Here is a 24,597-nt window from a genome sequence, read left to right as displayed (position 1 = left end):
ATAAGCTCCTCATTCTAACGAATTAACAACAGATTGCACGTCTACTGCAACGATGCGCGAAACCCCAGGTTCACGCATCGTTACCCCCATTAAGTGATCTGCCAACTCCATGGTAACTTTATTATGTGTAATAAACAAAAATTGTACGAATTGTGACATTTCTTTAATCAGATCGCAAAAACGCCTTACATTAGCATCGTCTAGCGGTGCATCCACTTCATCCAACATACAAAAAGGCGCTGGGTTAAGCTGGAAAATTGCAAAAACAAGGGCCACTGCGGTCATGGCTTTTTCGCCACCCGACAACATATGGATAGTGCTATTCCGTTTCCCAGGAGGGTTAGCCATCACTTGAATTCCTGCTTCCAGAAGATTATCACAAGTTAATGTCAACTTGGCATGACCGCCTCCAAAAAGACGAGGAAAAAGTGCTTGAAACGAGGTGTTGATTTGCATGAATGTTTCTTCTAAACGCCGTTCGGTTTCTTGATCCATTTTGGCGATGGCAGCTTCAAGAATGACTAATGCCTCACTCAAGTCACGATGCTGTTCATCCAAATTCTGTTTCCGCTCCAACTCCACCTGGTATTCGTCAATAGCGACTAAATTGACAGGTCCAAGCGTTTTAATTTTTTGATTGATTTCCAACAGTTCTTGCTCGCGTAAGGCCAAGGTTACGTCATCAGGAATAGCTTCCAGCAAAGGGAGGGGCTGAGTATTAAATTCTTTTAAGGCTGCAAGCACATCCGCAATGCGAATTTTTAATGTTTGCTCATGCAAATGCAGATTCTGGATTTGCTCGCGCAGCAGGGAAACTTGTTCCTCTTCCTGTTTTAAAACACATTCCAATTCTTGCCACTGGGCTTGCAATGCATCGATCTGTTGCTGTATTTTTTGCAATTGTGCATCAGCTTGTTGGTGCAGGTTTATTTTTTCTTCAAGTTTGCCCTTGCATTCTGCATCGGGCGCATCCAATTCATGATGCTGCTGCAGCAATTTATTCAACCGCAACTCCAGTTGTTCACTACGGAGCAATTCCTGCTGCAACCCCTGCTGAAGCTGTTCGGCTTTCATCTTTTCGCGATTACATTGCAACTCTGCCTGATGCAATTGCGCGCGGGTTTTATCTACTAAATGCCGGCATTGCTCAAGCTCATTGAGCTGTAAATCTTTAACCGCCATAACGCTTTGCAGTTGCTCTTCACTTTGGGCATAAGCTTGCCTAGTTGCAGCCAAGGCATGTTCGGTTTGCAGTGATTCAAACGCCAACGATTCCAGCAATTCTTGCAATTCGTCAATTTCTTCTTTTATGCCGGCACTGCGCGACCGTGCCTGTTGCAGCAATTGCTCTTTGTGTTGTAGTGCCAGCCTATTTTGTTGCAGGGCTTCTCGCCCTCCTGCCATATTTTTTTGTATGACATGTTCCAATTGCGTATTTTTTGCCAAACTTTCATGTATTTCTTCACGTCTTAGTAATAAATTTTGGAATTCTGCCTCGGCTGCAACCAATTCCTCATTAACCTTAAGCAAGGTTTCTTTACAAAGAAGAAGGCTGTTCTTATTTTGTTCCGCTAAATTAATCGTGCGCATCCAGCCTGGGCCTAACCAATACCCATCGAGGGTGACTATGGATTGATGCGGTTTTAAATCGGATAACCACAACCATGCTTCCTGTAAAGTTTCAGCAGCAAAAATATGCTCAAACGCATAAACCCAATTTGGTATCGTGCCGGAAACTTTATCGCATAAACGTGGGTAGGGTGCCCCTGCCTCTATTTTTTGTACAGGGGTAACCCATGCCGCCGTCTTCCCCTGTGCCTCCATGGCTTTTTCCAAGACTGGCTGCAGTGAATCCAATAAAATGGCATGTAAGCTTTCAGCAAAGATAAATTCACACACGGGGCGCCAGGGTTCAGAGACATGAATGGCATCTATTAACCGTGGGTTATTTTGCCACTGCGGCAAAGCATGAAGATCATTTTTGACTTTAAATGCTGCATTTTGTGCTGCTTGTAATGCCGCTCTTTCTGTGGTTAGCTTTTGTACCTTGGTTTGCGTGGCACGCAATAATTGCTCGGTTTCCTGCAGCTTCGTCTGCAATTTCGTACAAGTTTCTGTTATGTGCTTGGCTTTTATAATGATTTCGTCTTGTTCTTCTTCTATGTTCTTACTCGTGTCTTGCAAAGCATTTATCTCTGCCGCAAGCGCTTCGAACGAAAAAGAAGCATGTTCTTGTTTAATTTTTTCCAGGCGTACTAAAGTTTGCGCACGCCGCTGCTCTAGGTGTTGTAAATTAAGTTTGGTGATTTCAATTTTTTGCCGGGCGGTATTTTGCTCAGCAAGCATTTGCTGCCATTTTTTATTCCACTCAAGCTCTGCTTCTTGTTTTTCTTGTAGCATGCGCTGTTGGATGGATAATTCTCCCTCAAGCTTTATCAAATTTACACTTAACTCTTCCACGCTTTTTTGTGCAAGCTTAATCTCACTTTCTAGATAATTTTGTTTCTCTTTTGAAACCAGCGATTCTTGCTTCAATTGCTCAATGTATTCGGCTAGTCTAAGCCTTTCGCGCTGCTGATTATGAATCGCTTCTTCAAGACGGGCAATTTCATGTCCCAATTCGTAAAAATTTTTTTGAATTTTCTGAAATTGCTCTTGTGTTGTATTTAACGTGTCTTTAACTGCAACTTCACCTTTCTTATGACCAATAAGTTGGGTCTGCTGCTGCTCGTATTGCAGGGAAAGATGCTTAAGCTTTGTATGCAATACGCTTTGTTCGTCAGCTAAAATCCGCCATTTTAAGGCTAGTATTTCTGCCTTGTATAAACGCTCTTTTTCTTTTAATGCCTTAAAACGCTGCGCCGTTTTTGCCTGCCGCTCCAAACGCAAAAGTTGTTTACCGAGCTCTTCACGGATATCCGCCACTCTATCCAGGTTTTCACGTGTGTGGCTTATCCTTTGCAGCGTTTCACGGCGGCGCTCTTTATATTTGGATACGCCGGCCGCTTCCTCAATATATGCTTTTAAATCATCCGGACGTGCTTCGACAAGGCGTGAAATCATATCTTGCCCTATGATGGCATACCCCTTGGCACCTGCGCCGGTTCCTAGAAAAATATCACTGATGTCGCGGCGTCGGCAACGGCTGCCATTTAAAAAATAAGCCGAATCCCCGTCACGGGTCACCAAACGTTTAACTGAAATTTCCTGATAAGCCGCATATTGTCCTGTCAAGCGGCCAAGGCTATTATCAAAAATTAATTCAACAGACGCTTGTCCGACTGGCTTGCGGTTTGCAGAACCATTAAAAATAACATCCGTCATGGACTCGCCGCGCAAGCTTTTGGCAGAACTTTCTCCCATCACCCAGCGCACGGCATCAATGATATTAGATTTGCCGCAGCCGTTTGGGCCAACAATTGCTACCAATTCACTGGAAAAGGGAACGACCGTGGGATCCACAAACGATTTAAAGCCTGCTAATTTTAATTGCTTAAGGCGCATGGGAACTTTGAGGGCAAATAAATCATTGTATCTTATATCATAAAGACGCCCAAGCCATAACCGTTTGCGCATTTGCAAACACATGCTGTTCCTTAGGCTATGCTATTTATCCGGCTTGCTAATTTCATGCAAGTCGCAGGAAAATAAAACGCGCCTTTGCAGACTGCAAACGGGAAGCACAATCTTAAAAGGAGTTATTCGTGTTTCAAGACAAAGAACTGAGTGAACTGATGCAATCCATTGCAGAAAAAAGCTTGCGTTTATTAGCTTCCTTTAAGGAACAACCACAACACCTATCCATGTTTTTTGAAAAAATCATGGACTTATTTAAAGACGTGCAAGCAACCGCCATGGCTTTAAACAAAAATCCGCAAAGCCTCTGGCAAATGCAAATTGCCTACTGTCATGATGCAGCGACGCTTTTATACCAACATCTTGAATCCTGGCAGAAAGGTCAACCCATGCCTATTCAAGATAAGCGCTTCAGTAGTGAAGAATGGGTCAATAATCCTTTTTTTAATTTATTAAGCCAACAATATTTACTTGCTGCTGAGCATTTAAAGGCATTGTTGGAACAATTAGAATACTCAGGCCCCGTGCAATCCAAACGCGTTAGATTTTTTGCGCGCCAATATTTAGATGCACTCTCCCCGGATAATTTTTTACACACAAATCCGCAACTTTTGGCTGAAACCATGCAAAGCCAAGGTAAAAATCTGCTGCGAGGCTTGCAAAATTTCCTGGATGATTTGGAAGCCGGCTCCTCTCGGCTCTCTATTAAAATGACGGATACGAGCGCCTTTAAAATTGGAGAAAATCTTGCTGTTACTCCGGGAAACGTAATTTATAAAAATGAATTAATGGAATTAATTCAATACACTGCCCATACGAGACAGGTAAAATCTATTCCGCTTCTCATCATCCCACCCTGGATTAATAAATATTACATCTTGGATTTAAGCCAGGAAAACTCCCTGATCCGATGGCTGGTCAGTCAGGGAATTACTGTATTCGTTATCTCTTGGGTTAACCCAGACAGGCGTTTTGCCCATAAGGGTTTAAACGAATACTTGCATGAAGGCCCTCTTACCGCAATCCGCATTATCCAGCAGCAATTAAACGTTAAGCAAGTCAATGCATTGGGTTTTTGCATCGGCGGTACGCTATTGGCAATGTTATTAGCTTATCTTAAGGCACATCAAGATGATTTTATCCGCTCAGCAACATTTCTTGCATCCATGATAGATTTCAGTGATCCGGGAGACATTGCCGTATTTATTGATGAGGAGCAACTTTGCAAACTCGAAGAAAAAATGAATCGGCAAGGTTATCTTGATGGCCATTTTATGGCGAATGCATTTAATTCGTTGCGCGCTAGTGATTTGATATGGTCATTTTTCATTAAAAACTATTTGCGTGGAAGAGCGCCCGTACCGTTTGATATTTTATTTTGGAATGCAGATTCAACGAATATGCCCGCCAAAATGCATTCGCAGTATTTGCGCTGGATGTATCTCTGTAATGATTTAATTAAACCCGGCAAAATCCATTTGAATCATACCCCGCTGGATATGACGCAAATTACCGTCGCCACTTTTTTCGTTGCAACGCAAAAAGACCATATTGCCCCATGGAAAACCATTTATGAGGGGTTCAAACTTTTTAAGGGAGAAAAACATTTTTTATTGGGAGGCTCTGGCCATATTGCAGGAATCATTATTCCTCCCGGCGGTGAAAAATATGGCTTTTATACGAATTCTAAAGCACCTGAGGCAGCGGATGATTGGTTGAAGCAAGCCACACATCATCGAGGTTCCTGGTGGGCAACCTGGTTTCAATGGCTGAATAAAAAATCAGGCCGTCTGCGAAATACCCCCAATATTGATGAATTACCATATAAAAGTATAGAAAAAGCACCTGGAGAATATGTGTATAAGAGTGCGAAGCCAGTAATCGCAATAGAGAAAAATCCTAGCTGTGCATGACGCTACAGCTAGGATAATGAGTATCAATTTTTAGTTTCAGACTGCTGTTTTGTTTCCTGCATTAAGGAAAGCATTGCTTTTTCATAAATTTGAAACGATTTCTGCATGTAATCTAATGCTTTATGCCCATTTTCTACCCACATTTGCATTTGTTTTTCAAAAAGCTCTTCAGGCTTTTTAATATTTGCAAATTCATCAGGTTTTACATACGAAAAACTTTGCAATGTTTTCACATTTAATTCAGCCCAGGCTTGAAAAGGAGCTTGTGCCTTCTTTGCCATATCAGACAATTTTTCAAAGTATTCACGGTTCATAATCTGTTCCTTTTATGTTGCAGTGCACAATGAAATTGTAGACTGCCTGACTTTTTTGTCAAGACAAATTACGTTGCGCTGCACCATTAATTACGGAAGAAGTTCTGCCATTGAGAAATAAATTGCTGCATTTGTTCATTCCAGGCTTTCGTTGCTTCCGAATTAAAATAAGGATTTTCCCGAAATTGCTTTTCCATGAGCGCCATGGTTTGTTCCAGCATGCTTTTAAACGTTTCATGCATAGGATGGCGGGCCAAATTAATCAGCTGCCTAAGTAAGTCAGTTGACAAAAATTGCGTAGGCCCCGCCTCCATTTCTACCAAAATTTGTAAAAGAGTATTGTTTGTAATGTCTTTCCCCGAAGCAGCATCTTCCACACGAAATAAAATTCCCTCGACGGTATATCGCTCAAGTTCTTCAATCGTAATGTATTTGCTGGTTTCCGTATCGTATAGACGACGGTTTTTATATTTTTTTATAAGTCTCATTGCTGCAAGCCTAGTACATATGCAAACCACCGTTGATGCTTAAATTGGAACCTGTAATGTAAATGCTCCTATCATCAAGCAAAAAATCGACAGCCCAAGCGATTTCCTCGGGTTTTGCTAAGCGTTTGGCGGGGATTTGTTCCACTATTTTTTCAAGAATATCTTGGCGGATGCCTTCCATTAAGTGGGTATTCACATAGCCAGGCGACAGACTATTCACGGTAATATTTTTAGCCATTAATTCTTGCGCCAAACTCTTGGTAAATCCGTACACTCCCGCTTTGGATGCCGCATAATTGGCTTGCGAAAATTGGCCGCGTTGTCCATTAACTGAAGAAATATTGACAATGCGCCCGCTTTCTTGTGCACGCATGTATTCAACCACATGCCGTGTCACATTAAACATCCCATCCAAATTTACACGTAACACATCGTCCCATTGCTGCTTAGTCATTTTATGAAATACAGCGTCCCGCGTAATCCCTGCATTGTTAATCAATACATCGATCCGGCCAAATTGCGCTGCAATGGCTGCAATGACTTCTCCACACTCTTCAAAATTTGTCACATCCATTTTACGGTAATGAACTTTGTGAAAACCTTGTTCATTTAAATTAGCCCGCCAATGCTCCCCCTCTTCCTGAGAAGCCACATCCAAAGCAACTACCGGGCCATAGGCTTTATTTAATTGTTTGGCGATAGCCGTAGCAATATCCCCCATACCACCCGTAATTAACACCACTTTTTCAGTCATAATCTTCCTTAAAAGAGAGAGCATCTCGGCAACAGCTTATCCACAGATTACATGTATTGACCGCCATTTACATCCAGATTGGCACCCGTAATAAAGCCGGATTCAGGATGCGCCAGAAATGCTACGGCGGCAGCTACTTCTTCTGTCCTGCCTAATCTGCCAACAGGAATTTGCGCAATAATGGAACTTAAAATTTCAGGTTTCAGAGAAGATAGCATGGGGGTTTCAATATAACCGGGTGAAACGGTATTCACAGTAATACCCTTGCTTGCCACTTCCTGCGCCAAGCTCTTACTAAACCCAAATAAAGCCGCTTTGGTTGCAGCATAATTGCACTGCCCAAATTGTCCCTTGCGGCCGTTAATTGAGGAGATACTGATGATTCGTCCATAATTGTGCTCCAGCATGGCTGGCAATACATTTCTCGTCATGTTAAACGCACTGTTGAGATTGGCATCAATCACTTGCTGCCATTGTTGTTGCGTCATCTTCTTAAAAGAAGTATCGCAGGTGATCCCTGCATTGTTGACCAAAACATCAATTTGGCCATAACGTTCCATGACAAGTGCGACCAGTTTTTCACAATCGGAAAAATTAGCCAAATCAGCATAGAGAATGTCTATGTCAAAGCCTGCTTCTTTTTGAGCAACCTGCCAGCGCTTCGCTTCTTCATGATGCCCATTCTTAAAATAACAAGCGATAACTTGATAATCGGCTGCCAAACGCCGAGAGATGGCAGAACCAATCCCTCCCGTACCGCCAGTCACTATAGCAACACGTCGTTCCATCCTTTACCTCCCTGTTGTTCCTGATGGATATTGTCCAAAAAAACAAAAATTTACTGCTGTCAAACAAACGAAAAACAATCCGAGCAAACAAGACTATAGTGCATAAACAAGGATATTGCTGGCGGTTATACCGTCAGCAATATTTTCCTATCAATGCGTGATTGCTTTCGGAACAAAACCTTTCAATTGTTGCGCAAATTGACGAAGAACCTCTAATCCCGATTCTTCAGCTTGCTTGCACCATTGCTGTAATGATTCAATCAACTCTTTTTGCGATACAGCAGTTTTTGTCCAGACATTTTGTAATGATAGGCGGTAATTATAAACCAGACGCAATTGCTCATATCGATTCAATAAAGCTTGCAAGCGAGAATGCGCCCGCGGAGATAATAATTCTTCCTGGCGGCGTAACAAACGCCCGGCGCGCTGGAATAAACGCTTGTCTACTTTATTTGCAACGTTATTGCGTTTCTCATGGCGGAGAATAGGACGCACTACGTGCTTATAATAATAAGCCATGACTTGAAAACGGTTGGCTACCACCGCTTTAACCGTATCCAGATCGACATGCAGTTTCCCTTCCTGTCGCGCCAATTTTGGCGGTAATTTTTTAATTTTAGCCAAGCCGAAGAAAGCTAAAATACGGATGTATAACCAACCTATGTCAAACTCCCACCATTTCACGGAAAACTTAGCGGAAGAAGCAAACGTATGATGATTATTATGTAATTCTTCTCCACCTATCCAAAAACCCCAGGGAAATACATTGGTGGCGGCATCAGCACATTCAAAGTTGCGGTATCCCCAAAAATGCCCCACGCCATTGACCACTCCCGCAGCCCAGAGAGGAATCCAGATCATTTGCATAGCCCAAATGGTTATTCCCGGGATACCAAATAACAAAATATCCAATAAAAACATCAGGAAAATGCCTTTACCGGAATGGCGGGCATAAAGATTGCGCTCAATCCAATCGGTAGGCGTGCCATGGGAATATTTAGCGATCATCGCTTTATCTTTTGTCGCTTCGCGATAAAGCTCAGCGCCTTGCCAAAAAACTTTCTTTAAACCCAAAACTTGAGGGCTGTGCGGATCGCCTGCAATATCGGTCGTCGCGTGGTGTTTTCTATGGATGGCGACCCATTCTCCGGTTACCATACCGGTAGTAAGCCACAACCAAAAACGAAAAAAATGACTCACGATGGGATGTAAAGTCAACGCTCGATGCGTTTGACAACGATGTAAGTACAAGGTCACCGACGCGATGGTAATTTGGGTGAGAATGAGTGCGGCGATTACGTATCCCCAAAACGAGAGATTTAAAATACCAAAAAGCATAGGAACTCCTAGCAAAAATAAAATGCAACAATTGCAATGGCCTGTTATAGGGCCATCACAACATTATATCATATTTTAAACAATCAGCGTTGCATCCAGGCTAAATGTGGACGATAATTTTTTATAGACATACAAAAATTGCAAAGCATCCTCTTTGTAACGTTAAGGTTCTAGTATGAATAAAAAAGTCCAGAAAGCGTTGGAGCAATTACTCCCATTCATATTATTGGGAATGGCAATTGCGTTTGCCGTTGGTGTACTCATTATGTTTTCCTATGTATTAATCTGGGGAATTTTAATTGGCACCGTGATTTGGGCAGCGGTTTTGCTAAAAAATTATTTTTTCCCAAAGAAAACACCCATCACGACAAAACCTCAGGGAAGAATTATTGAACACGAACACGATAACCATTGAGAAATAAATGCCAGAATTACCTGAAGTTGAAACCGTTAAGCGTGGAGTCCAACCTTTTCTTTTAAACCAAACTATAAAGCGCATTGAAGTGCGTCAACCCAAACTCCGTTTTCCAGTAGCCGATAATATGAATTGCTTATGTGAGGGCAAACAAATCATTGGGATTTCCCGACGTGCCAAATACTTAATTTTGCAATTATCGCAAGGCTTCTTGTTGCTTCATTTGGGCATGTCCGGCCATTTGCGCCCTGTGCAGGAAACAACCATGCCGGGGAAACACGATCACATTGATTTAATCCTGACAAATGGTTTAGCACTGCGTTACAATGATCCACGCCGTTTCGGTTTCTGGATATATATAGCAACCAATCCAGCACAGCATAAATTGCTTGCCCATTTGGGTCCGGAACCTTTATCCACAGATTTTAACGAAGAATATTTATTTAACCGCGCTAAAAATAAAACTCAATCGATTAAAGCATTCATCATGAGTAATGAAACCGTGGTGGGCGTTGGCAATATTTATGCTACGGAAAGCTTGTTTCTTGCAGGCATTCATCCAAAAATCGCCACAGGCTCCTTAAGTAAGTCACAATTTTTCCATTTGTGCGGCCATATCAAATCCACGCTTGCACAAGCCATTCAACAAGGGGGCACGACCTTGCGCGATTTTTATTCTTTTGAGGGTAAACCAGGTTATTTTGCCACCATCCTTAAAGTATATGGCCGGGCAGGCAAACCATGTGCCACCTGCAACACATTAATCCAATCCATCACCATAGCCGGGCGGAGTTCTGCCTTTTGCCCGCAGTGTCAGCCGGATGAGAAAAGCTCTGTGCAAGCATGCTGACTTCCTTTATCATCAAGCCCCTGATTAATCTTTTGGGTGTATTATGAAAGCCAGTAAATTACGTACCGTCTGGATTATGGTATTGTCCGCCCTCTACACAGCAAATGCGTGCGCGCAAGCCATTAGCAAACGTTTAATGGGTACTATCAATCGCCAATGGGTTGATGAAACCATGAGGATTTGGGTAGACCGGATTTTAAATGCCGTTGGCGTTCGTTATAAAGTCATTAATCCGCATCAAGTAGAGCCTGAGCCTGGCATTCCAACCATTATTATGTGTAACCACAGCAGCCTTTATGATATTCCACTGAGCTTGAAAGCATTCCCACGCCATTCCATACGCATGCTAGCTAAAAAAGAATTGGCAAAAATCCCCCTCATGGGCAAAGGGATGCAGGCATCTGAATTTCCATTCATTGATCGTAAAAACAGGCACCAAGCCATTAAAGACTTAGAATTCGTGCACCAACTACTGGAAAGTGGCATCGTGATGTGGATAGCGCCTGAAGGAACACGCTCAAAAGACGGTAAGCTTGGCCCTTTTAAAAAAGGAGGCTTTATTACCGCCATCCAAGCTAAAGCCACTATTATACCGATTGGAATTCGTGGCGCTTACGATATCTTACCCGCACGTACCTATCAATTTAATATAAACCAAGATGCTGAAATTCATATAGGTAAACCCATTGATGCAGCACAATATACTTTGGAGAATAAAGAAGAATTAATCGAAAAGGTACACCAGGTAATGGAGCAATTAACCGGTGCAGCTGACAAATAAATTTTTAATGCCCAACACCATAATTGTTCTTATTTTCATTCATCACAATGGCGGCAAGGCCAATATGTCTTGGATCAGAAGCCGCAGCGATGAATTGCGTACCCATATCCCAGGATATTGCCTGCATATCACCAAAATACTGCGGTAATTCAAGCAAATTATATCCCATTTGTATGAGTTGCTTGCGCATCTTGGCAGAGAATGTATCAGGTTCAAATACCAATTGATCGGGCACATATTGGTGATGGAAACGCATTTTTGAAACCATGGTGATTGCCCCGAATGAGTCATGGAAAGCCAGTGCCGCAAGTAAAATCATGGTTGGAATCCTACTGCCGCCAGGAGTACCCAAAATTGCTATGCGATCAGGCATTTCCAGGAAAGTAGGCGTCATGCTGGACAAAGGCCGCTTGCCAGGCTCAATAGAGTTTTTTTCGTTCCCAATTAACCCAAACACGTTGCGGGCATTGGGTTTAACTGCAAAATCATCCATTTCATCGTTTAACAATACCCCTGTGCCTGCGGCAACTATGCTTGAGCCAAAAATAAAATTAACCGTTAACGTAGCCGCCACCCGGTTTCCTTCCTGATCAAGGATGGAAAAATGCGTGGTATTGGGTTTAGGATTGGTCGGTATATTACTGGCTGGTAAAGATGAGCTTGGTATTGCCGCATCAGCCTTAATGAGTGAGCGCAAAAATTTTGCATTGTCAGCGGATAATAATTGTTGGACTGGTATGGAAGAAAAATCTGCGTCACCTAAATGCGTGGCACGCTGCCAATAGGCAAGCCGCATGGCTTCTACTATATAATGAATGCGCTGCACTTTGGTATAAGTTCCCAAAGGATAAACCTTAAGGATATTTAGCATGGTTAGCAAACCTATGCCGCCTGCAGAAGGTAAGGGTGCTGTCACGATATGCATGTTGTGATAATTGCCTTCTAGTGGCTCGCGCACCTTAACCCGATAAGAGGCCAAATCATCCAAGGTCCAAATGCCACCAAAAGAATTGACGCCAGTCACCAATTGTTCAGCTACCTTGCCGCGATAAAACCCATCATGTCCTTTACTGGCCAACAAACGCAACGTATGCGCCAAATCCCGCTGTATTAAACGTGCTCCTATCGGGTAAGGCTTGCCGTTTTGTAAAAAAACTTGGGCCGATGCGGGAAACCGTAATAATTGTTGCCTTCTATCCCCCATGGTCGAAAACGAATGAAATAAAGGATCCACGGGAAACCCTTCTTCCGCAAGATGAATGGCAGGCGCCAAAGAATCACGCAAGGGTAAGCGGCCGAAATGCTTGGCAATGAACACTAAAGCAGCAGGTTCACCAGGAATAGCGGCCGCCAACCCGCCATTCAGAGATAAATCGGTGACAGGATTTCCATCCTTGTCCAGGAACATGTCTCTTGTCGCAGCTTTAGGGGCAACTTCGCGGCCATCGATGAATAGATTTTTATGCTGTTTGGCGTCATGCAACAACCAAAACCCGCCACCGCCCAATCCTGAATGATAAGGAGCAACAACCGCAAGAACTGCGCTGACGGCCACAGCCGCATCGAAAGCATTTCCGCCCTTGGCCAAAATTTCAAGGCCTGCGTTGGTAGCCAGAGGATGAGCGCTGGCTACTGCATACCCTGACGGTTTAACGGGTTCGGCATGCAGCAGACTTATAAAATAAACAAAAAAGCATAAAGCTGCAGCCAATTGTTTTATACGATATATTGTTATCATGTTGTTTTATCAATTGCGCCTAACGCTTCTACTACGACTTGCGGCACAAATTTTGAGATATCCCCGCCTAAAGAAGCAATTTCCCTTACCAAGCTTGAGGAAATAAACATATGCTCCTCAGAAGGGGTAAGGAAAAGGGTTTCAACCTGTTTGGACAACTTGCGGTTCATACCTGCTAATTGGAACTCATATTCGAAATCGGAAACCGCTCTTAGCCCTCGCAAAATTACTTTGGCATTTTGCTCATGAACAAAATGAATCAGTAAATTATCAAACCCCATGACTTGAACGCCCGGTATGTCTCCTATGGCTCTTCGTATCAAATCTATGCGGGTTTGCAAAGGGAAAAACGGTTGCTTAACGCGGTTACTTGCTACCGCTACAATTACTTCAGGGAAAATTTTGGCAGCTCTTGTAATAATATCCAGATGCCCATTCGTTACGGGATCAAATGTGCCTGGGTAAATTGCTTTATCTTGCATAAGAGGTACTGATTAATTGCATATTTCGGGAGTCTAGCGTATTGTTAAACGAAAAACTATTGCTATACGTACAGCAAGCCAATACTTCAAGACGTTGCTTATAAACTTTATCATCTGCAGTTTTACCTATAACATGGAGTTAAATAATGCACATGAATGCCCTTAAACGCACTTGTATTTTTTCCATTGCCCTTCTTAGCGCTTGCGCCCCGCCCAAACCGGCAGAAGAACCACCGGTTAATGTCACCATGCCTGTGGCGGAACGGAAAACGCAAACGGATACTGTTTCCTCATGGGTTATTTCAGGCGCTATGGCTGCTAAAAACAAAAATAAAGCCTGGAGTGCCTCTTTAAACTGGCGTCAGCAAGGGATGAATAAATATCAAATACGTTTATTCGGTCCTTTAGGTGGCGGTACCGTCATTATTGAAAAAGAGGGCGGCGCCATCACCTACAAGGATGGTCCAAAAACCATCACATCACAAAATGCCGATGATTTACTGCAGCAACAGACCGGGATCCGTTTGCCTGTAAATAATTTATATTATTGGGTTCGTGGCCTCCCTGCTCCAGGCCCAGTACAAGCCAGCAAATATGATGAATACAATCATTTGATTTCTTTACAGCAAGCAGGCTATCACATCAATTATGAGAGTTACACTTCTGTTAATAAAATCGACTTGCCCAGTAAGATACGCCTGCAAGGAAACGGAGTATCTATTAAATTAATCATCAAGCAATGGTCTGTTGGGTAACCTGGTGTTTCTGCGGCTAGGCTCAAAGCCCAGCCGCGATGCGGTTAACGAGTCCGTGAAAATGTCTAATTGGCATCTATGGCAAAGCCCAAGTAACGAGTTGAATAATATTAGTTTCAAACTATACTTTACTCACTGAAAAATGGATTTAACAAATAAGAGCGGGCAGATATTTTTCTCTTATTTTTTTAATTTGCTGCATTGACAAGCTTCTTAAATAACTGCAAAATACGCACCAGTTCGCAGCGAGATGCCGCGTTCGATCAAGGATTTATTAGGAATCTACAACTTATTGGGGTGTCGCCAAGCGGTAAGGCACAGGGTTTTGATCCCTGCATACCTAGGTTCGAATCCTAGCACCCCAGCCACGCTCTTGTTGATTCAAGTAAACAGACGGCAGAAGATACCCGGGAAGGATGCGTTCACCGGACCGCTAAAATAATAATAATATCTTTCTGGCTGTCTTCTGCTATGTGTTTATGCTAGCCGATTCACTAATCGAAGGTTTATACACATGTCAACAATGATGATTTTTGCTGGAAACGCCAATCCAGCTCTAGCGCAAAAAATTGCTTCTTATCTCAACTTACCTATTGGCCAAGCTACCGTTGGTACATTCAGTGACGGTGAAACCATGGTCGAGATACTTGAAAATGTTCGAGGTCGGGACGTCTTTATCATTCAGCCTACCTGCGCACCTTCAAACAATAATCTGATGGAATTGCTGGTAATGGCAGATGCTTTACGCCGTTCATCTGCAGGCCGCATTACTGCTGTAGTCCCTTATTTTGGCTATGCCAGACAAGACAGACGCGTACGTTCAGCCCGTGTACCCATTACTGCTAAGGTAGTGGCGGATATGATGACTTCCGTTGGAATTTGCCGGGTATTAACTGTTGATTTACATGCCGATCAGATCCAGGGCTTTTTCTGCATGCCTGTCGATAATGTTTATTCTACACCCATCTTGCTTGAAGACATCAAGCAGCAACAATTAGACAATATCATGGTCATCTCTCCTGACGTGGGCGGCGTGGTACGCGCACGCGCAATGGCTAAAAGGCTTAATGATGCCGAATTATCCATAATTGACAAACGGCGCAGCGGTCCCAATAAATCAGAAGTCATGCATATCATCGGCGAACCCAAAGGCCGCAATTGCCTCATCATCGATGATATAGTGGATACAGCCGGCACCTTATGCTCCGCAGCGCATGAACTTAAGAAAAACGGGGCTGCCAGCGTGCGGGCTTATGTTACCCATCCCGTGCTTTCCGGACCTGCCATTGAAAACATCAGCCATTCGGTTTTAGATGAAGTTGTTGTCACCGATACCATCCCGCTCTCTGAGCAAGCGGCGCATTGCAAAAAAATCCGAGTCGTCAGCCTTGCAGAAATGCTGGCACAAGCTATAAAACGCGTTAACGAAGAAGAATCTGTAAGCTCAATGTTTGTGGATAAAATGTAACATAGCCATCGTTTAATCATTACCTGGATCTCGTTTTCGATATCCAGGTAACAAGCAATCCTCTAATAGAAATTTAAACCAAAGTATTCTGCTAGCCGCGTGTTCCAACGTATTTATCATCAAAATAACGTCGTAATTTAGTTCTTAACGTTCCTCTGCTGATCCCTAACATCAATGCAGCACGGGATTGATTGTATTTGCAATGTTCCATAACTGCTCGAAACAAAGGAGCTTCTACTTCTTCTAATACAAATTGATAAAGATCGACTGGATCAGTTCCCTTAAGTTCTGAAAAGTATTTTTGTACCGATTGAGTGACGCTTGCTGCCAATGATGCAGTTGTATCCCCAGCTTCATTGCTGATTGCTGTCATTATTATTAACTCCTTCTTTTAAAAGCATTATTTTAACTAACTGAACAAAACTCAACAAGTATAGAGTTATTTTGAGAGTGGCGGGAAATATCCCGCCATTTATTTAGATTTTCATAACCGCAGGATTAAACGGCTGGCCATTTACTGTTAATTGGCCATTCGCAAGTTTAAGTTCGACTACGTAATAATCGCCCTGCATGGATAAAACACCGGCTTGCACCAAGTCAGCCAATTTTTTTTCAGTTTGCACTTCCGCTTGTTCATCTATTTGCGCAGGAGTCAACTGCGTTGGTTGTTGGGCTGTGGTTTGCTGCGGTTGCTCCGTTTGTGCTTGCTGCTGAGATTGAGTGGTGGTTGCAGCTGCTGCATCAGTTGACCCATCATTCTGGGAAGAATTGCTAGGTTGCGGTTGTGGCAAGCTTTGCTGACCTTTTAATTGTTGACTGATAGATTGCTTCATCAGATTTTTGACCAACATAACCGGCAATTTGATTTTGCCATCGCCTTCCGTTTTTTGGATAAGCTGGAAAGGATTATCCGTATCCGCTTTAGGTAAAGAAATAACTAATGTACCTTCCAGCTTGCCCTCTGGGATCGCAAAATTTAATTCAGAAATCCTGAATTCAGCACCTTTGCTAAATAATTTCGGCAATTCTGGAATCAATGCCATTAAGGCTTGCTGCTGCTGTTCCGGAGTACCTTGCTGCATCTTGTTAACTTGCGTATTGATGCGCCCAAGCACTTCAGCATCCAAATTTTTCAAAGACATATTCAAAACACCTGGACCATAGGTTTTGCCATTAGACACTATTTTGTCCAGAGTCATTTTAAAATATGTATTAAATAAACCATCATCAATATCGCTGCTGGAATTTGCATAAAACTCCTTCAGCTCAAACACTGGTTTTTGGTTTTCGGTAACAAGCAAAGAAGGCACGGAGAGATCAGCTTCACCCACGTACAACCCTTCTTTGGTTTGTTCAAACTCATAATCGCTGTTGATTTTTTCCAAAACCGCTTTGGTATTATCTTTAGTAAACGACATACCATCTATCACTAAATCCCCATCTACAGACTTCATGTTGGAAGATATGGTCACATCGTTGGTCATACCCATCCACTCAAAACGCCCACCGGCGTCTTTGGGGATTAATACAAATTTTGGAATTTCTACGCGTAAACGGCTTCTATTCAGGTAATTGACCAAAACGCTCAGATCCACTTGCGGCTTGGTGGATTCAGCAGTGAAATTGCTATTGAACTGATCCATGTATTCAGCTGGCATATTTAAATTGGTATAGGCATAACCCAGTCCAAATCGTACGCCTTTATCAGCAAAAATGACGGGTCCATGATATACAGTAAGCGGCATATCCACTGTATAATCCTTTGCAGGAATTACCACGGATTGGCCTGCATCATCCTTACTCACTCTTTCAGGGATCTGCAAGCGCCATTTTAATTGTGCCGTAGAAGTAAACCAGCCACGCTTATATTCCTGCAAATCAATGTATACTCCACCGTTTGACTGATTGATCATGGCAACATTTTTCTTGAGGGTGCGTTCGGTAATCAATCCGGTGCCATAATAACTGCCGAGGACTAGAGCAGCTAAAATAACCACTAATCCTATAATTTTATTCATTCTTATCTCCGTGTTTAGTAATAGTCCTCTGCACAGGAAGCCATCATAATCCATTAAAGACCAGGTTACCTGCCATGATACAAAGCAAATTTCCCATTGCATGCCAACATAATCTGCTTTTGCTCTTTCTTAACGAATTTGTGCAAGCTTTAGGCTTTGTCCAAAAGATAAATCTTGGAAATTAAACCTTTTCCGATCCGGACTGTTAATATTCCAAACGTTATCCTAGCGCAAAATCCCTGCGTGAGGAAACAGATTGCTATTAAAACATGATAATAAGCTTCAAGGAAGATAAGAAATAAGAATGAACAAAAATTCTGCCTTAAGGCAGATTTCTAGCAAAGAGGATATGGTTGAGAACGTTGGCCGCAAGCGTGTCAATCTATACCTGATACAAACTGCGGCCTTGATTTGTTAGCTAGCTACTAGCTTATTATTTAACAGGACGGCAAAACGTTTCTTTCACCGTAAAAGCAAGAATTAGTGCGACCAATGAACAGAGAGGTAAAATTCTCAAGCCAAACTGGAAATCCATGAGCGTTAATGTTTCTAAATTATATGCTCTGGCTCCGGAAATAAGATCCACCAACCGCCCTACCAGGGGCTGCATTAAAGCTCCGACGAAAATTGAAGTCATGTTGGTAAATGCTATAGACGTACCCAATACATTTCTTTCATGCAACTCGGTGGATACCGCATAGGCGATAGCCACTCCTGTATTGGTCAATCCAAAAAGGAAAAAGAGAATATAAGCAGTCGTTTTATCCATGGAAGGATAAAATACAAATAGGGTAGTCAAAATGACGCCGCACAAAGCCGAGACAATCATGATGGGCTTGCGCCGTCCGATTCTATCCGATAACCAGCCGGATAATGGGCCGCCTATACCCCAACCAATAAAAATCAAACCTGTCGCAAATGCTGCAGAATGAGCCGACAAGCCGCGTCCATATTGCAAATAAGCAGGCCCAATCGCTTCACCAATGACAGCAGTCGGACCAAACAGGAAACCGGCATATAATGCATTCAACCACGCTTGACGGTGGGATAAAATAATACGCAAGCTTTCCAAGATGCTGATTTTATTTTCAGGTTTTATTTCTTTTATCTTTGAACCGGGTTTATCTTGTACATACTGGTATAACAAAGCCGCTAAGGCAATAAACAAGAATGCAATGATGAGCATGCTGTGGCGCCAACCTACAGAACCCACCAGAAAAGACACAGGGGCTTCACCGGCAGCGGCACCCAACATGCCTAGAGCCTGGGTTAATCCAGACAATAATCCCAACATGGCTGGGGGAAACCACGAAGTGGCGAGCCTTAATGCACTAACAAACGCGAAAGCTGCGCTAAATCCAATGAGCATACGGCCGATTGAAGCGGTAAAAAGTCCTCCTGATAAACCAAACACACAACAGCCAAATGCTGTGATGAGAGACATCACGGTTAAAATCCAGCGTATGCTGATTCGATCAACCGCAAGGCCTACCGGGATCTGCATCATAATATAAGGCACATAAAATGAAGCGGTGAGAATACCAAACCCGGCTTCATTGATGCCGAAATCAATTTGTAAGTGGCGATGCATAACTCCTGGTGCCACTCGAGCCATATAATCCGTAAAATAAAAAGCAGCAGCAAGGCCCCAGATAAGCCAGGCATAACTAAGCTGTTTTTTTTGCGCTTGAGATAGAGCAACTGCATTCATAAATTCACTACTCATGTTTCAATACCTTTGGCAATTTTGCGTCCTTTATTTTTTGAGCCAACATACAATTTGCTCAACAAATACACAAACCCAACATGACATTATACTGTCGCCGTTAATAATTTCAATACTTCTTATTTTGTGCCTATACTTCTGCTAAGATCGCGGCTTTGCCAATTGTTTAAAAGAATTTATGAGTGAAACCGAATTAGAAAAAGCCATTGCTGCGGCATTTGCTGCAGACGGCGGCAGCAAAGAAGCTAATAAAGCTTATCTTGAATTTATAAAAGCAAATTTTATTATTCCCATCGAAAAAAAGCCGGAGGGGAAAGAACCTGAAGTATTGTATCTGCTTGCAGGAGAAAATGTTTTTTTACCTGTGTTTACCAATCTGGATTATTTCGGGCAATGGGCAGCAGAAATTCATGATGAAATACAATTACTAAAATTGACTGGTGTGGATTTATTAAAAGGAATAGGCGAAAAAGTCACCGTCAGTTTAAATATAGGAACTCCGCATTACAAAGAATTTAATCCTTCCGAATTGGCAAGGATGCGCAGCATGGTACTTAAAATTTTCAGCTAGAAACAAAAGAGGGAGGCAAACCCTCCCTTCGTTAAGCCACCAAATCAATAACTTGGTAACCCAGCAGAGTTGAAATTGCTATGATACCTGAAATTTCAAGCACCTTGGTGAAAAATCCTACTTTACCAGCTTGATATTCTTCATCATTTGCCGCATGCAAAACCGCTTCGGTTTTCTCACGCACATAAGCTGACAACTCGTATATAGGCTGTTCACCATAAAAACCAGCCCACCATCCTTCTAACCAATATTCGCTCTCAATGGTGTCAGGACGGTATGGATTTTCTTTTTCGGCAATTTCTGCCAGTGCACATTCATAGCCGAATGCATAACATTCTTCCAAGTTGGGATGCTCGATGTTGAAGCGTAATTTAATATCTGGTAAAACTTTGTTGATATCGCTCATGTTGATACCCTCATTTTTAACGATTAATTATTGGAATTGCCACTTACTTTTCCTTAGATTTCATTCTACGACTTCAATAAAGCCTGTGCGAAAAGCAAAATAATTTTTACAATTTTTTGACAATTCTCATTTTGAGGGCAAAAAAAGGATTAAGGAGCAAGCCTGCGATGATGCCATCTTCCATGTTGTTGAAAATAATGAATGCGATCATGCATGCGGTTGTCGCGACCCTGCCAAAATTCTATTTCATCTGGGATGACTTTGTAACCACCCCAGTAAGCAGGCCGTAGCACAGGCTCTTGTTGGTATTTGGTGATGAGTTCATTGAGTCGCTGTTCGAGCTCGGCACGACTTTCAATTTGCTGGCTTTGCGGGGAAGCCATCGCACTCAATTGGTTGATATGGGGTCTTTTTGCAAAATACGCATCCGATTCGGATGCACTCACTTGCTTGACTCGACCACGTACACGCACTTGCCTTGCCATTTCCGGCCAATAAAAATTAAGCGCGGCATACGGCGTTTTATTCATCTGCTGAGCTTTAGAACTCTGGTAGTTGGTATAAAAAATAAAAGCACCGTCTTCCAATCCTTTTAAGAGTACGACGCGTGAATCAGGAAAACCTTGCTCGTCCACGGTGGAGAGAACCATAGCCGTAGGATCGCTTTTTTCAACCTGCAATACCTCAGCAAACCAGATTTCAAATTGAGCAACAGGGGATTCAGGAAGATGTTCTTCACTCAAACTTAATGTCCCATAATCCCTGCGGATCTCAGCCAAGGTTTTCCATTTATTCATGTTTACCAGCCGGTTACTTCAGCAATGGCATCTCCCAACTCAGCCGGAGAGCGTACGGTTTTTACGCCAGCTGCTTCAAGAGCCGCAAATTTATCCGCTGCAGTGCCTTTTCCTCCAGAAATAATGGCTCCAGCATGGCCCATGCGGCGGCCGGGAGGAGCAGTAACCCCTGCAATATAAGAAACAACTGGCTTTTTCACATGCGATTTAATAAATTCTGCAGCTTCCTCCTCTGCCGTGCCGCCAATTTCACCGACCAGAATAATCGCTTCCGTCTGCTCATCTTTTTCAAACAATGCAAGCGCGTCAATGAAGTTAGTCCCAGGAATAGGATCGCCCCCAATCCCCACGCAAGTGCTTTGCCCAAATCCTTTATCCGTAGTTTGCTTAACCGCTTCATAGGTTAACGTACCGGAACGAGAAACAATACCCACTTTTCCGGGTAAATGGATAGAGCCTGGCATGATGCCAATCTTGCATTCGCCAGGGGTAATGATTCCCGGACAATTGGGGCCTATCAAACGGCTGTGAGTATTGTTTTCCAGGTAAACTTTCACTTGCAGCATATCCAGAACAGGGACACCTTCTGTGATGCAAACAATTAATTTAATACCAGCATCGGCTGCTTCAAGGATAGAATCCTTACAGAAAGGAGCCGGAACATAAATCACACTGGCTTCTGCACCGGTTTCCTCAACCGCTTCGCGTACAGTGTTAAATACCGGTAAACCAAGATGCAACTGTCCGCCCTTGCCTGGAGTCACTCCCCCAACCATTTTTGTACCATATTGAATGGCTTGCTCGGAATGAAATGTGCCTTGCTTTCCAGTAAAACCTTGGCAAATCACTTTGGTTTCTTTATTAACTAATATACTCATTACTCGCCTCAAATAATTTAGGGCATCCAGGACTGTCCTGCCTATGCATGATGGATGCCTTGTTGGTTTTAGGCAATCGCTGCCACGATTTTTTTAGCTGCGTCGGTTAAGCTGTTTGCGGCAATCACGTTTAAATTGCTTTTATCCAAAATCTCAGCGCCTAACTCCGCATTATTGCCTTCAAGCCTTACTACTACCGGAATGTTAACCTGGACTTCTTCTAACGCTGCAAGAATACCTTCGGCAATTAAATCACAGCGCACAATACCGCCGAATATATTAATCAGAATGCCTTTTACTTTTTCATCCGATAAAATAATCTTAAATGCCTCGCGTACGCGCTCTTGTGTCGCGCCACCACCTACATCCAGAAAGTTTGCAGGCTCACCACCATGCAGTTTGATGACATCCATAGTAGCCATGGCCAACCCGGCGCCATTTACCATGCAACCAATTTCACCATCAAGTGGTATATAATTTAATTCCCAATCGTGCGCTCTGTTTTCGCGCTCATTTTCCTGGGTAGTATCGCGCATTCCTTTCAGTTTAGGATGGCGATACAATGCATTGTCATCAATATTCACTTTACCGTCCAGGCATATTAATTGTCCGGCACGGTTAACGACCAAAGGATTGATTTCCAGAAGGCTTAAGTCGCATTCGACAAACATTTTACCAAGCCCCATCATAAGCTGGGTAAATTGTTTAATCTGGTCATCTTGCAAGCCTAGCTTGAATGCTATTTCACGACATTGAAAAGGCATTACCCCAACCAATGGATCCATAATAACTTTAAAGATTTTTTCCGGAGTTTCTTCCGCCACTTTTTCAATCTCGACCCCACCTTCAGTGGAAGCCATGATGACAACACGTCGGGTGGCGCGATCAACCACTGCCCCTAAATACAATTCCCGGTCAATGTCACTGATTTCCTCAACCAAAACCGCATGGACTGGCTGTCCGTGCGCATCGGTTTGATAAGTTACCAAGCGCGTACCTAATAAAGATTTGGTAAACGCAGCCAACTCATCCTTATTGGCTACAACTTTAACACCACCCGCTTTACCACGTCCGCCTGCATGCACCTGCGCTTTTACTACACATTTTGTCGTGGGAAGCTGACTCGCCACTTGCAGTGCATCCTCTACATTGTAAGCAACTGCGCCTTGCGGTACTGGCAACCCGTAGCTGGCAAACAATTGTTTGGCTTGATATTCATGTAAATTCATGGTTCACACCCTATAAAAAAAGCAAGACACCTGATGTGTCTTGCCGTTAGTAATCAATTTTTAAATGTTTAACAACAAGCGGGCTGGATCTTCCAGCAATTCCTTGACGGTAACTAGAAATTGTACGGATTCTTTGCCGTCAATCAGGCGATGATCGTAAGATAAAGCCACATACATCATGGGGCGAATTACGATTTGACCTTTTTCCACCACCGGGCGCTCTTCAATTTTATGCATGCCAAGAATTCCAGTTTGTGGCGGGTTAATAATCGGAGTGGCTAATAAAGAGCCAAAAACCCCGCCATTGGTAATAGTAAACGTACCACCTTGCATTTCTTCCATGGTAAGCCGGCCTTGACGCGCCCGCGTAGCAAAATCACCAATGTTTTGCTCCATTTCCGCCATGCTCATTTGATCGGCGTTTCTCAATACAGGCACAACCAAACCTCTTTCGGTAGAAACGGCAATGCCAATGTCATAATAGCCGTGATAGACAATATCTTGCCCGTCGATGGATGCATTTACTGCAGGGAAACGTTTCAAAGCTTCCACAACAGCTTTAGTGAAAAAAGACATAAAACCCAGTTTCACGCCATGTTTTTTCTCAAAATTATCTTTATATTGAGTGCGTAACTCCATGACTGCTTTTAAATTGACTTCATTAAAAGTAGTCAACATTGCCGCATTATGTTGCGCCTGCAGCAAACGTTCAGCAATTTTAGCGCGCAATCTTGACATGGGAACACGGCGCTCCTCGCGCACCCCATCAGCAGCAGGCAATTCTTTTTGCTGGGTTTGCACTTCGGCAGATTTGCCGGCTTTATCGCGATTGGTTTCAATGAAAGAAACCACATCTTCTTTGGTGATGCGCCCTTCTTTGCCTGTCCCTTTAATTTGGCTAGGTTGCAAATCATGCTCAGCCAGCATTCGCCGCACAGCTGGGCTGGTTGCTTTATCTTCATGAGCTTGCTTGTCTTCAACAGCTTCTGTTTTCTGCTCAGATTTTTGTGGGGCAGCTTCTGCAGTGGCATCGCCTTGCGTGATGCGCGCCAAAAGTTCTCCGGCTTGGACTGTATCACCTTCTTTAAATAAAATTTCCTGCAATACGCCATCGGCAGGGGCTGGTACTTCCAAAACTACTTTGTCCGTTTCTAAATCCAGTATATTTTCATCGCGAGTGACTTTGTCCCCAACTTTTTTGTGCCAAGTTGCAATAGTGGCATCTGCCACTGACTCAGGTAAGGCAGGTACTTTCACTTCAATAGACATAATTTTACCTTCTTTTCTATGCGTAATTTTAAAAACCCTAAAG

The 24,597-nt window shown here is 43.0% G+C and carries 23 protein-coding genes and 1 tRNA gene; 8 read left to right on the top strand and 16 right to left on the bottom strand.

The window, feature by feature from the left end; all coding sequences use genetic code 11:
• Nucleotides 1–9: 9 nt before the first annotated feature.
• On the bottom strand, nt 10–3,504 hold the full coding sequence (smc, locus tag NKV53_RS06255) for a chromosome segregation protein SMC (RefSeq protein WP_127032534.1): 3,495 nt from the start codon (nt 3,502–3,504) through the stop codon (nt 10–12).
• 200 nt (nt 3,505–3,704) lie between these two features.
• Between smc and NKV53_RS06250 the strand changes: the two genes are divergently transcribed.
• The gene (locus NKV53_RS06250) at nt 3,705–5,489 is read left to right on the top strand and encodes a class I poly(R)-hydroxyalkanoic acid synthase (RefSeq protein WP_253350865.1); all 1,785 of its coding nucleotides are present in this window, start codon (nt 3,705–3,707) and stop codon (nt 5,487–5,489) included.
• Nucleotides 5,490–5,512: 23 nt separating this feature from the next.
• On the opposite strand, the gene NKV53_RS06245 is transcribed toward NKV53_RS06250, so the two are convergent.
• The 5 genes from NKV53_RS06245 to NKV53_RS06225 form a co-directional block, all read right to left on the bottom strand.
• Nucleotides 5,513–5,803, bottom strand: a complete 291-nt coding sequence (locus NKV53_RS06245) for a phasin family protein (RefSeq protein ID WP_126953716.1) — start codon at nt 5,801–5,803, stop codon at nt 5,513–5,515.
• A gap of 86 nt (nt 5,804–5,889) precedes the next feature.
• Nucleotides 5,890–6,291: a polyhydroxyalkanoate synthesis regulator DNA-binding domain-containing protein gene (locus NKV53_RS06240; protein ID WP_126953717.1), complete on the bottom strand. Its 402-nt coding sequence runs from the start codon at nt 6,289–6,291 to the stop codon at nt 5,890–5,892.
• A gap of 10 nt (nt 6,292–6,301) precedes the next feature.
• A complete protein-coding gene (gene phbB / locus NKV53_RS06235; RefSeq protein WP_126953774.1) occupies nt 6,302–7,048 on the bottom strand; it encodes an acetoacetyl-CoA reductase in 747 nt (248 codons plus the stop codon).
• Between the two features lie 44 nt (nt 7,049–7,092).
• Entirely contained in the window at nt 7,093–7,833 is a 741-nt protein-coding gene (phbB, locus tag NKV53_RS06230; protein WP_127057125.1) for an acetoacetyl-CoA reductase, read from the bottom strand.
• A 150-nt stretch (nt 7,834–7,983) separates the two neighbouring features.
• A complete protein-coding gene (locus NKV53_RS06225; RefSeq protein ID WP_126953719.1) occupies nt 7,984–9,171 on the bottom strand; it encodes a fatty acid desaturase in 1,188 nt (395 codons plus the stop codon).
• A gap of 175 nt (nt 9,172–9,346) precedes the next feature.
• On the opposite strand from NKV53_RS06225, the gene NKV53_RS06220 reads away from it, so the two are divergent.
• From NKV53_RS06220 to NKV53_RS06210, 3 genes are read left to right on the top strand one after another with little or no spacing between them, the layout of a single operon-like run.
• Complete coding sequence (locus tag NKV53_RS06220) at nt 9,347–9,586, top strand: hypothetical protein (protein WP_126953720.1); 240 nt, start codon at nt 9,347–9,349, stop codon at nt 9,584–9,586.
• Between the two features lie 7 nt (nt 9,587–9,593).
• Nucleotides 9,594–10,436 (top strand): bifunctional DNA-formamidopyrimidine glycosylase/DNA-(apurinic or apyrimidinic site) lyase, encoded by an 843-nt coding sequence (mutM, locus tag NKV53_RS06215; RefSeq protein WP_126953721.1) that lies wholly within the window; start codon nt 9,594–9,596, stop codon nt 10,434–10,436.
• Between the two features lie 43 nt (nt 10,437–10,479).
• Complete coding sequence (locus tag NKV53_RS06210; RefSeq protein WP_126953722.1) at nt 10,480–11,217, top strand: 1-acyl-sn-glycerol-3-phosphate acyltransferase; 738 nt, start codon at nt 10,480–10,482, stop codon at nt 11,215–11,217.
• Between the two features lie 4 nt (nt 11,218–11,221).
• Here the strand turns inward: NKV53_RS06210 and ggt are convergent, their stop codons facing one another.
• Together ggt and coaD are read right to left on the bottom strand one after the other, a co-directional pair.
• Complete coding sequence (gene ggt, locus NKV53_RS06205; RefSeq protein WP_126953723.1) at nt 11,222–12,955, bottom strand: gamma-glutamyltransferase; 1,734 nt, start codon at nt 12,953–12,955, stop codon at nt 11,222–11,224.
• Entirely contained in the window at nt 12,952–13,437 is a 486-nt protein-coding gene (coaD, locus tag NKV53_RS06200; protein WP_126953724.1) for a pantetheine-phosphate adenylyltransferase, read from the bottom strand. The genes ggt and coaD overlap by 4 nt, the downstream gene beginning before the upstream one ends.
• Nucleotides 13,438–13,589: 152 nt before the next feature.
• Between coaD and lolB the strand changes: the two genes are divergently transcribed.
• From lolB to NKV53_RS06185, 3 genes are all read left to right on the top strand, one after another.
• Nucleotides 13,590–14,192 carry a lipoprotein insertase outer membrane protein LolB gene (gene lolB / locus NKV53_RS06195; RefSeq protein ID WP_127032535.1) on the top strand — a complete coding sequence of 201 codons (603 nt, stop codon included), beginning with the start codon at nt 13,590–13,592 and terminating at the stop codon, nt 14,190–14,192.
• A 293-nt stretch (nt 14,193–14,485) separates the two neighbouring features.
• Nucleotides 14,486–14,560, top strand: a tRNA-Gln gene (locus tag NKV53_RS06190).
• Nucleotides 14,561–14,706: 146 nt separating this feature from the next.
• On the top strand, nt 14,707–15,660 hold the full coding sequence (locus NKV53_RS06185; protein WP_126953725.1) for a ribose-phosphate pyrophosphokinase: 954 nt from the start codon (nt 14,707–14,709) through the stop codon (nt 15,658–15,660).
• A 91-nt stretch (nt 15,661–15,751) separates the two neighbouring features.
• Here the strand turns inward: NKV53_RS06185 and NKV53_RS06180 are convergent, their stop codons facing one another.
• The 3 genes from NKV53_RS06180 to NKV53_RS06170 all read right to left on the bottom strand — a co-directional run bounded on the left by NKV53_RS06180 (nt 15,752) and on the right by NKV53_RS06170 (nt 19,404).
• Nucleotides 15,752–16,033, bottom strand: coding sequence for a helix-turn-helix domain-containing protein (locus NKV53_RS06180; protein ID WP_253350864.1), 282 nt, complete (start codon nt 16,031–16,033; stop codon nt 15,752–15,754).
• Between the two features lie 103 nt (nt 16,034–16,136).
• A complete protein-coding gene (locus NKV53_RS06175; protein ID WP_127032520.1) occupies nt 16,137–17,678 on the bottom strand; it encodes a YdgA family protein in 1,542 nt (513 codons plus the stop codon).
• A gap of 433 nt (nt 17,679–18,111) precedes the next feature.
• Nucleotides 18,112–19,404 (bottom strand): MFS transporter, encoded by a 1,293-nt coding sequence (locus tag NKV53_RS06170; RefSeq protein WP_371923179.1) that lies wholly within the window; start codon nt 19,402–19,404, stop codon nt 18,112–18,114.
• Nucleotides 19,405–19,582: 178 nt separating this feature from the next.
• Between NKV53_RS06170 and NKV53_RS06165 the strand changes: the two genes are divergently transcribed.
• Nucleotides 19,583–19,975: an SseB family protein gene (locus NKV53_RS06165; RefSeq protein ID WP_127032521.1), complete on the top strand. Its 393-nt coding sequence runs from the start codon at nt 19,583–19,585 to the stop codon at nt 19,973–19,975.
• 31 nt (nt 19,976–20,006) lie between these two features.
• Here NKV53_RS06165 and NKV53_RS06160 read toward each other — a convergent pair whose 3' ends face one another.
• The 5 genes from NKV53_RS06160 to odhB form a co-directional block, all read right to left on the bottom strand.
• Nucleotides 20,007–20,381 (bottom strand): transmission trait enhancer LetE, encoded by a 375-nt coding sequence (locus NKV53_RS06160; protein ID WP_127057123.1) that lies wholly within the window; start codon nt 20,379–20,381, stop codon nt 20,007–20,009.
• A 149-nt stretch (nt 20,382–20,530) separates the two neighbouring features.
• Entirely contained in the window at nt 20,531–21,178 is a 648-nt protein-coding gene (gene pdxH / locus NKV53_RS06155; RefSeq protein ID WP_126953730.1) for a pyridoxamine 5'-phosphate oxidase, read from the bottom strand.
• A 2-nt stretch (nt 21,179–21,180) separates the two neighbouring features.
• Entirely contained in the window at nt 21,181–22,056 is an 876-nt protein-coding gene (gene sucD, locus NKV53_RS06150; RefSeq protein WP_126953731.1) for a succinate--CoA ligase subunit alpha, read from the bottom strand.
• A 68-nt stretch (nt 22,057–22,124) separates the two neighbouring features.
• On the bottom strand, nt 22,125–23,285 hold the full coding sequence (sucC, locus tag NKV53_RS06145; RefSeq protein WP_126953732.1) for an ADP-forming succinate--CoA ligase subunit beta: 1,161 nt from the start codon (nt 23,283–23,285) through the stop codon (nt 22,125–22,127).
• Between the two features lie 60 nt (nt 23,286–23,345).
• Nucleotides 23,346–24,554 (bottom strand): 2-oxoglutarate dehydrogenase complex dihydrolipoyllysine-residue succinyltransferase, encoded by a 1,209-nt coding sequence (gene odhB, locus NKV53_RS06140; protein WP_253350863.1) that lies wholly within the window; start codon nt 24,552–24,554, stop codon nt 23,346–23,348.
• Nucleotides 24,555–24,597: the final 43 nt, after the last annotated feature.

Source organism: Legionella sp. 27cVA30 (assembly GCF_024160945.1).
Lineage (GTDB): Bacteria > Pseudomonadota > Gammaproteobacteria > Legionellales > Legionellaceae > Legionella_A > Legionella_A septentrionalis.
Note: the sequence above shows the minus strand (reverse complement) of the source record. Positions and strands in the feature narration are given on the sequence as shown.

Coding starts and splice junctions, on each gene's coding strand:
- NKV53_RS06225 (WP_126953719.1), bottom strand. CDS start 9,171: ATGCTTTTTGGTATTTTAAATCTCTCGTTTTGGGGATACGTAATCGCC.
- lolB (WP_127032535.1), top strand. CDS start 13,590: ATGAATGCCCTTAAACGCACTTGTATTTTTTCCATTGCCCTTCTTAGC.
- NKV53_RS06160 (WP_127057123.1), bottom strand. CDS start 20,381: ATGAGCGATATCAACAAAGTTTTACCAGATATTAAATTACGCTTCAAC.
- NKV53_RS06210 (WP_126953722.1), top strand. CDS start 10,480: ATGAAAGCCAGTAAATTACGTACCGTCTGGATTATGGTATTGTCCGCC.
- NKV53_RS06165 (WP_127032521.1), top strand. CDS start 19,583: ATGAGTGAAACCGAATTAGAAAAAGCCATTGCTGCGGCATTTGCTGCA.
- NKV53_RS06220 (WP_126953720.1), top strand. CDS start 9,347: ATGAATAAAAAAGTCCAGAAAGCGTTGGAGCAATTACTCCCATTCATA.
- NKV53_RS06180 (WP_253350864.1), bottom strand. CDS start 16,033: ATGACAGCAATCAGCAATGAAGCTGGGGATACAACTGCATCATTGGCA.
- NKV53_RS06175 (WP_127032520.1), bottom strand. CDS start 17,678: ATGAATAAAATTATAGGATTAGTGGTTATTTTAGCTGCTCTAGTCCTC.
- sucC (WP_126953732.1), bottom strand. CDS start 23,285: ATGAATTTACATGAATATCAAGCCAAACAATTGTTTGCCAGCTACGGG.
- phbB (WP_127057125.1), bottom strand. CDS start 7,833: ATGGAACGACGTGTTGCTATAGTGACTGGCGGTACGGGAGGGATTGGT.
- NKV53_RS06245 (WP_126953716.1), bottom strand. CDS start 5,803: ATGAACCGTGAATACTTTGAAAAATTGTCTGATATGGCAAAGAAGGCA.
- smc (WP_127032534.1), bottom strand. CDS start 3,504: ATGCGCCTTAAGCAATTAAAATTAGCAGGCTTTAAATCGTTTGTGGAT.
- sucD (WP_126953731.1), bottom strand. CDS start 22,056: ATGAGTATATTAGTTAATAAAGAAACCAAAGTGATTTGCCAAGGTTTT.
- mutM (WP_126953721.1), top strand. CDS start 9,594: ATGCCAGAATTACCTGAAGTTGAAACCGTTAAGCGTGGAGTCCAACCT.
- pdxH (WP_126953730.1), bottom strand. CDS start 21,178: ATGAATAAATGGAAAACCTTGGCTGAGATCCGCAGGGATTATGGGACA.
- NKV53_RS06240 (WP_126953717.1), bottom strand. CDS start 6,291: ATGAGACTTATAAAAAAATATAAAAACCGTCGTCTATACGATACGGAA.
- odhB (WP_253350863.1), bottom strand. CDS start 24,554: ATGTCTATTGAAGTGAAAGTACCTGCCTTACCTGAGTCAGTGGCAGAT.
- coaD (WP_126953724.1), bottom strand. CDS start 13,437: ATGCAAGATAAAGCAATTTACCCAGGCACATTTGATCCCGTAACGAAT.
- ggt (WP_126953723.1), bottom strand. CDS start 12,955: ATGATAACAATATATCGTATAAAACAATTGGCTGCAGCTTTATGCTTT.
- NKV53_RS06185 (WP_126953725.1), top strand. CDS start 14,707: ATGTCAACAATGATGATTTTTGCTGGAAACGCCAATCCAGCTCTAGCG.
- NKV53_RS06170 (WP_371923179.1), bottom strand. CDS start 19,404: ATGAGTAGTGAATTTATGAATGCAGTTGCTCTATCTCAAGCGCAAAAA.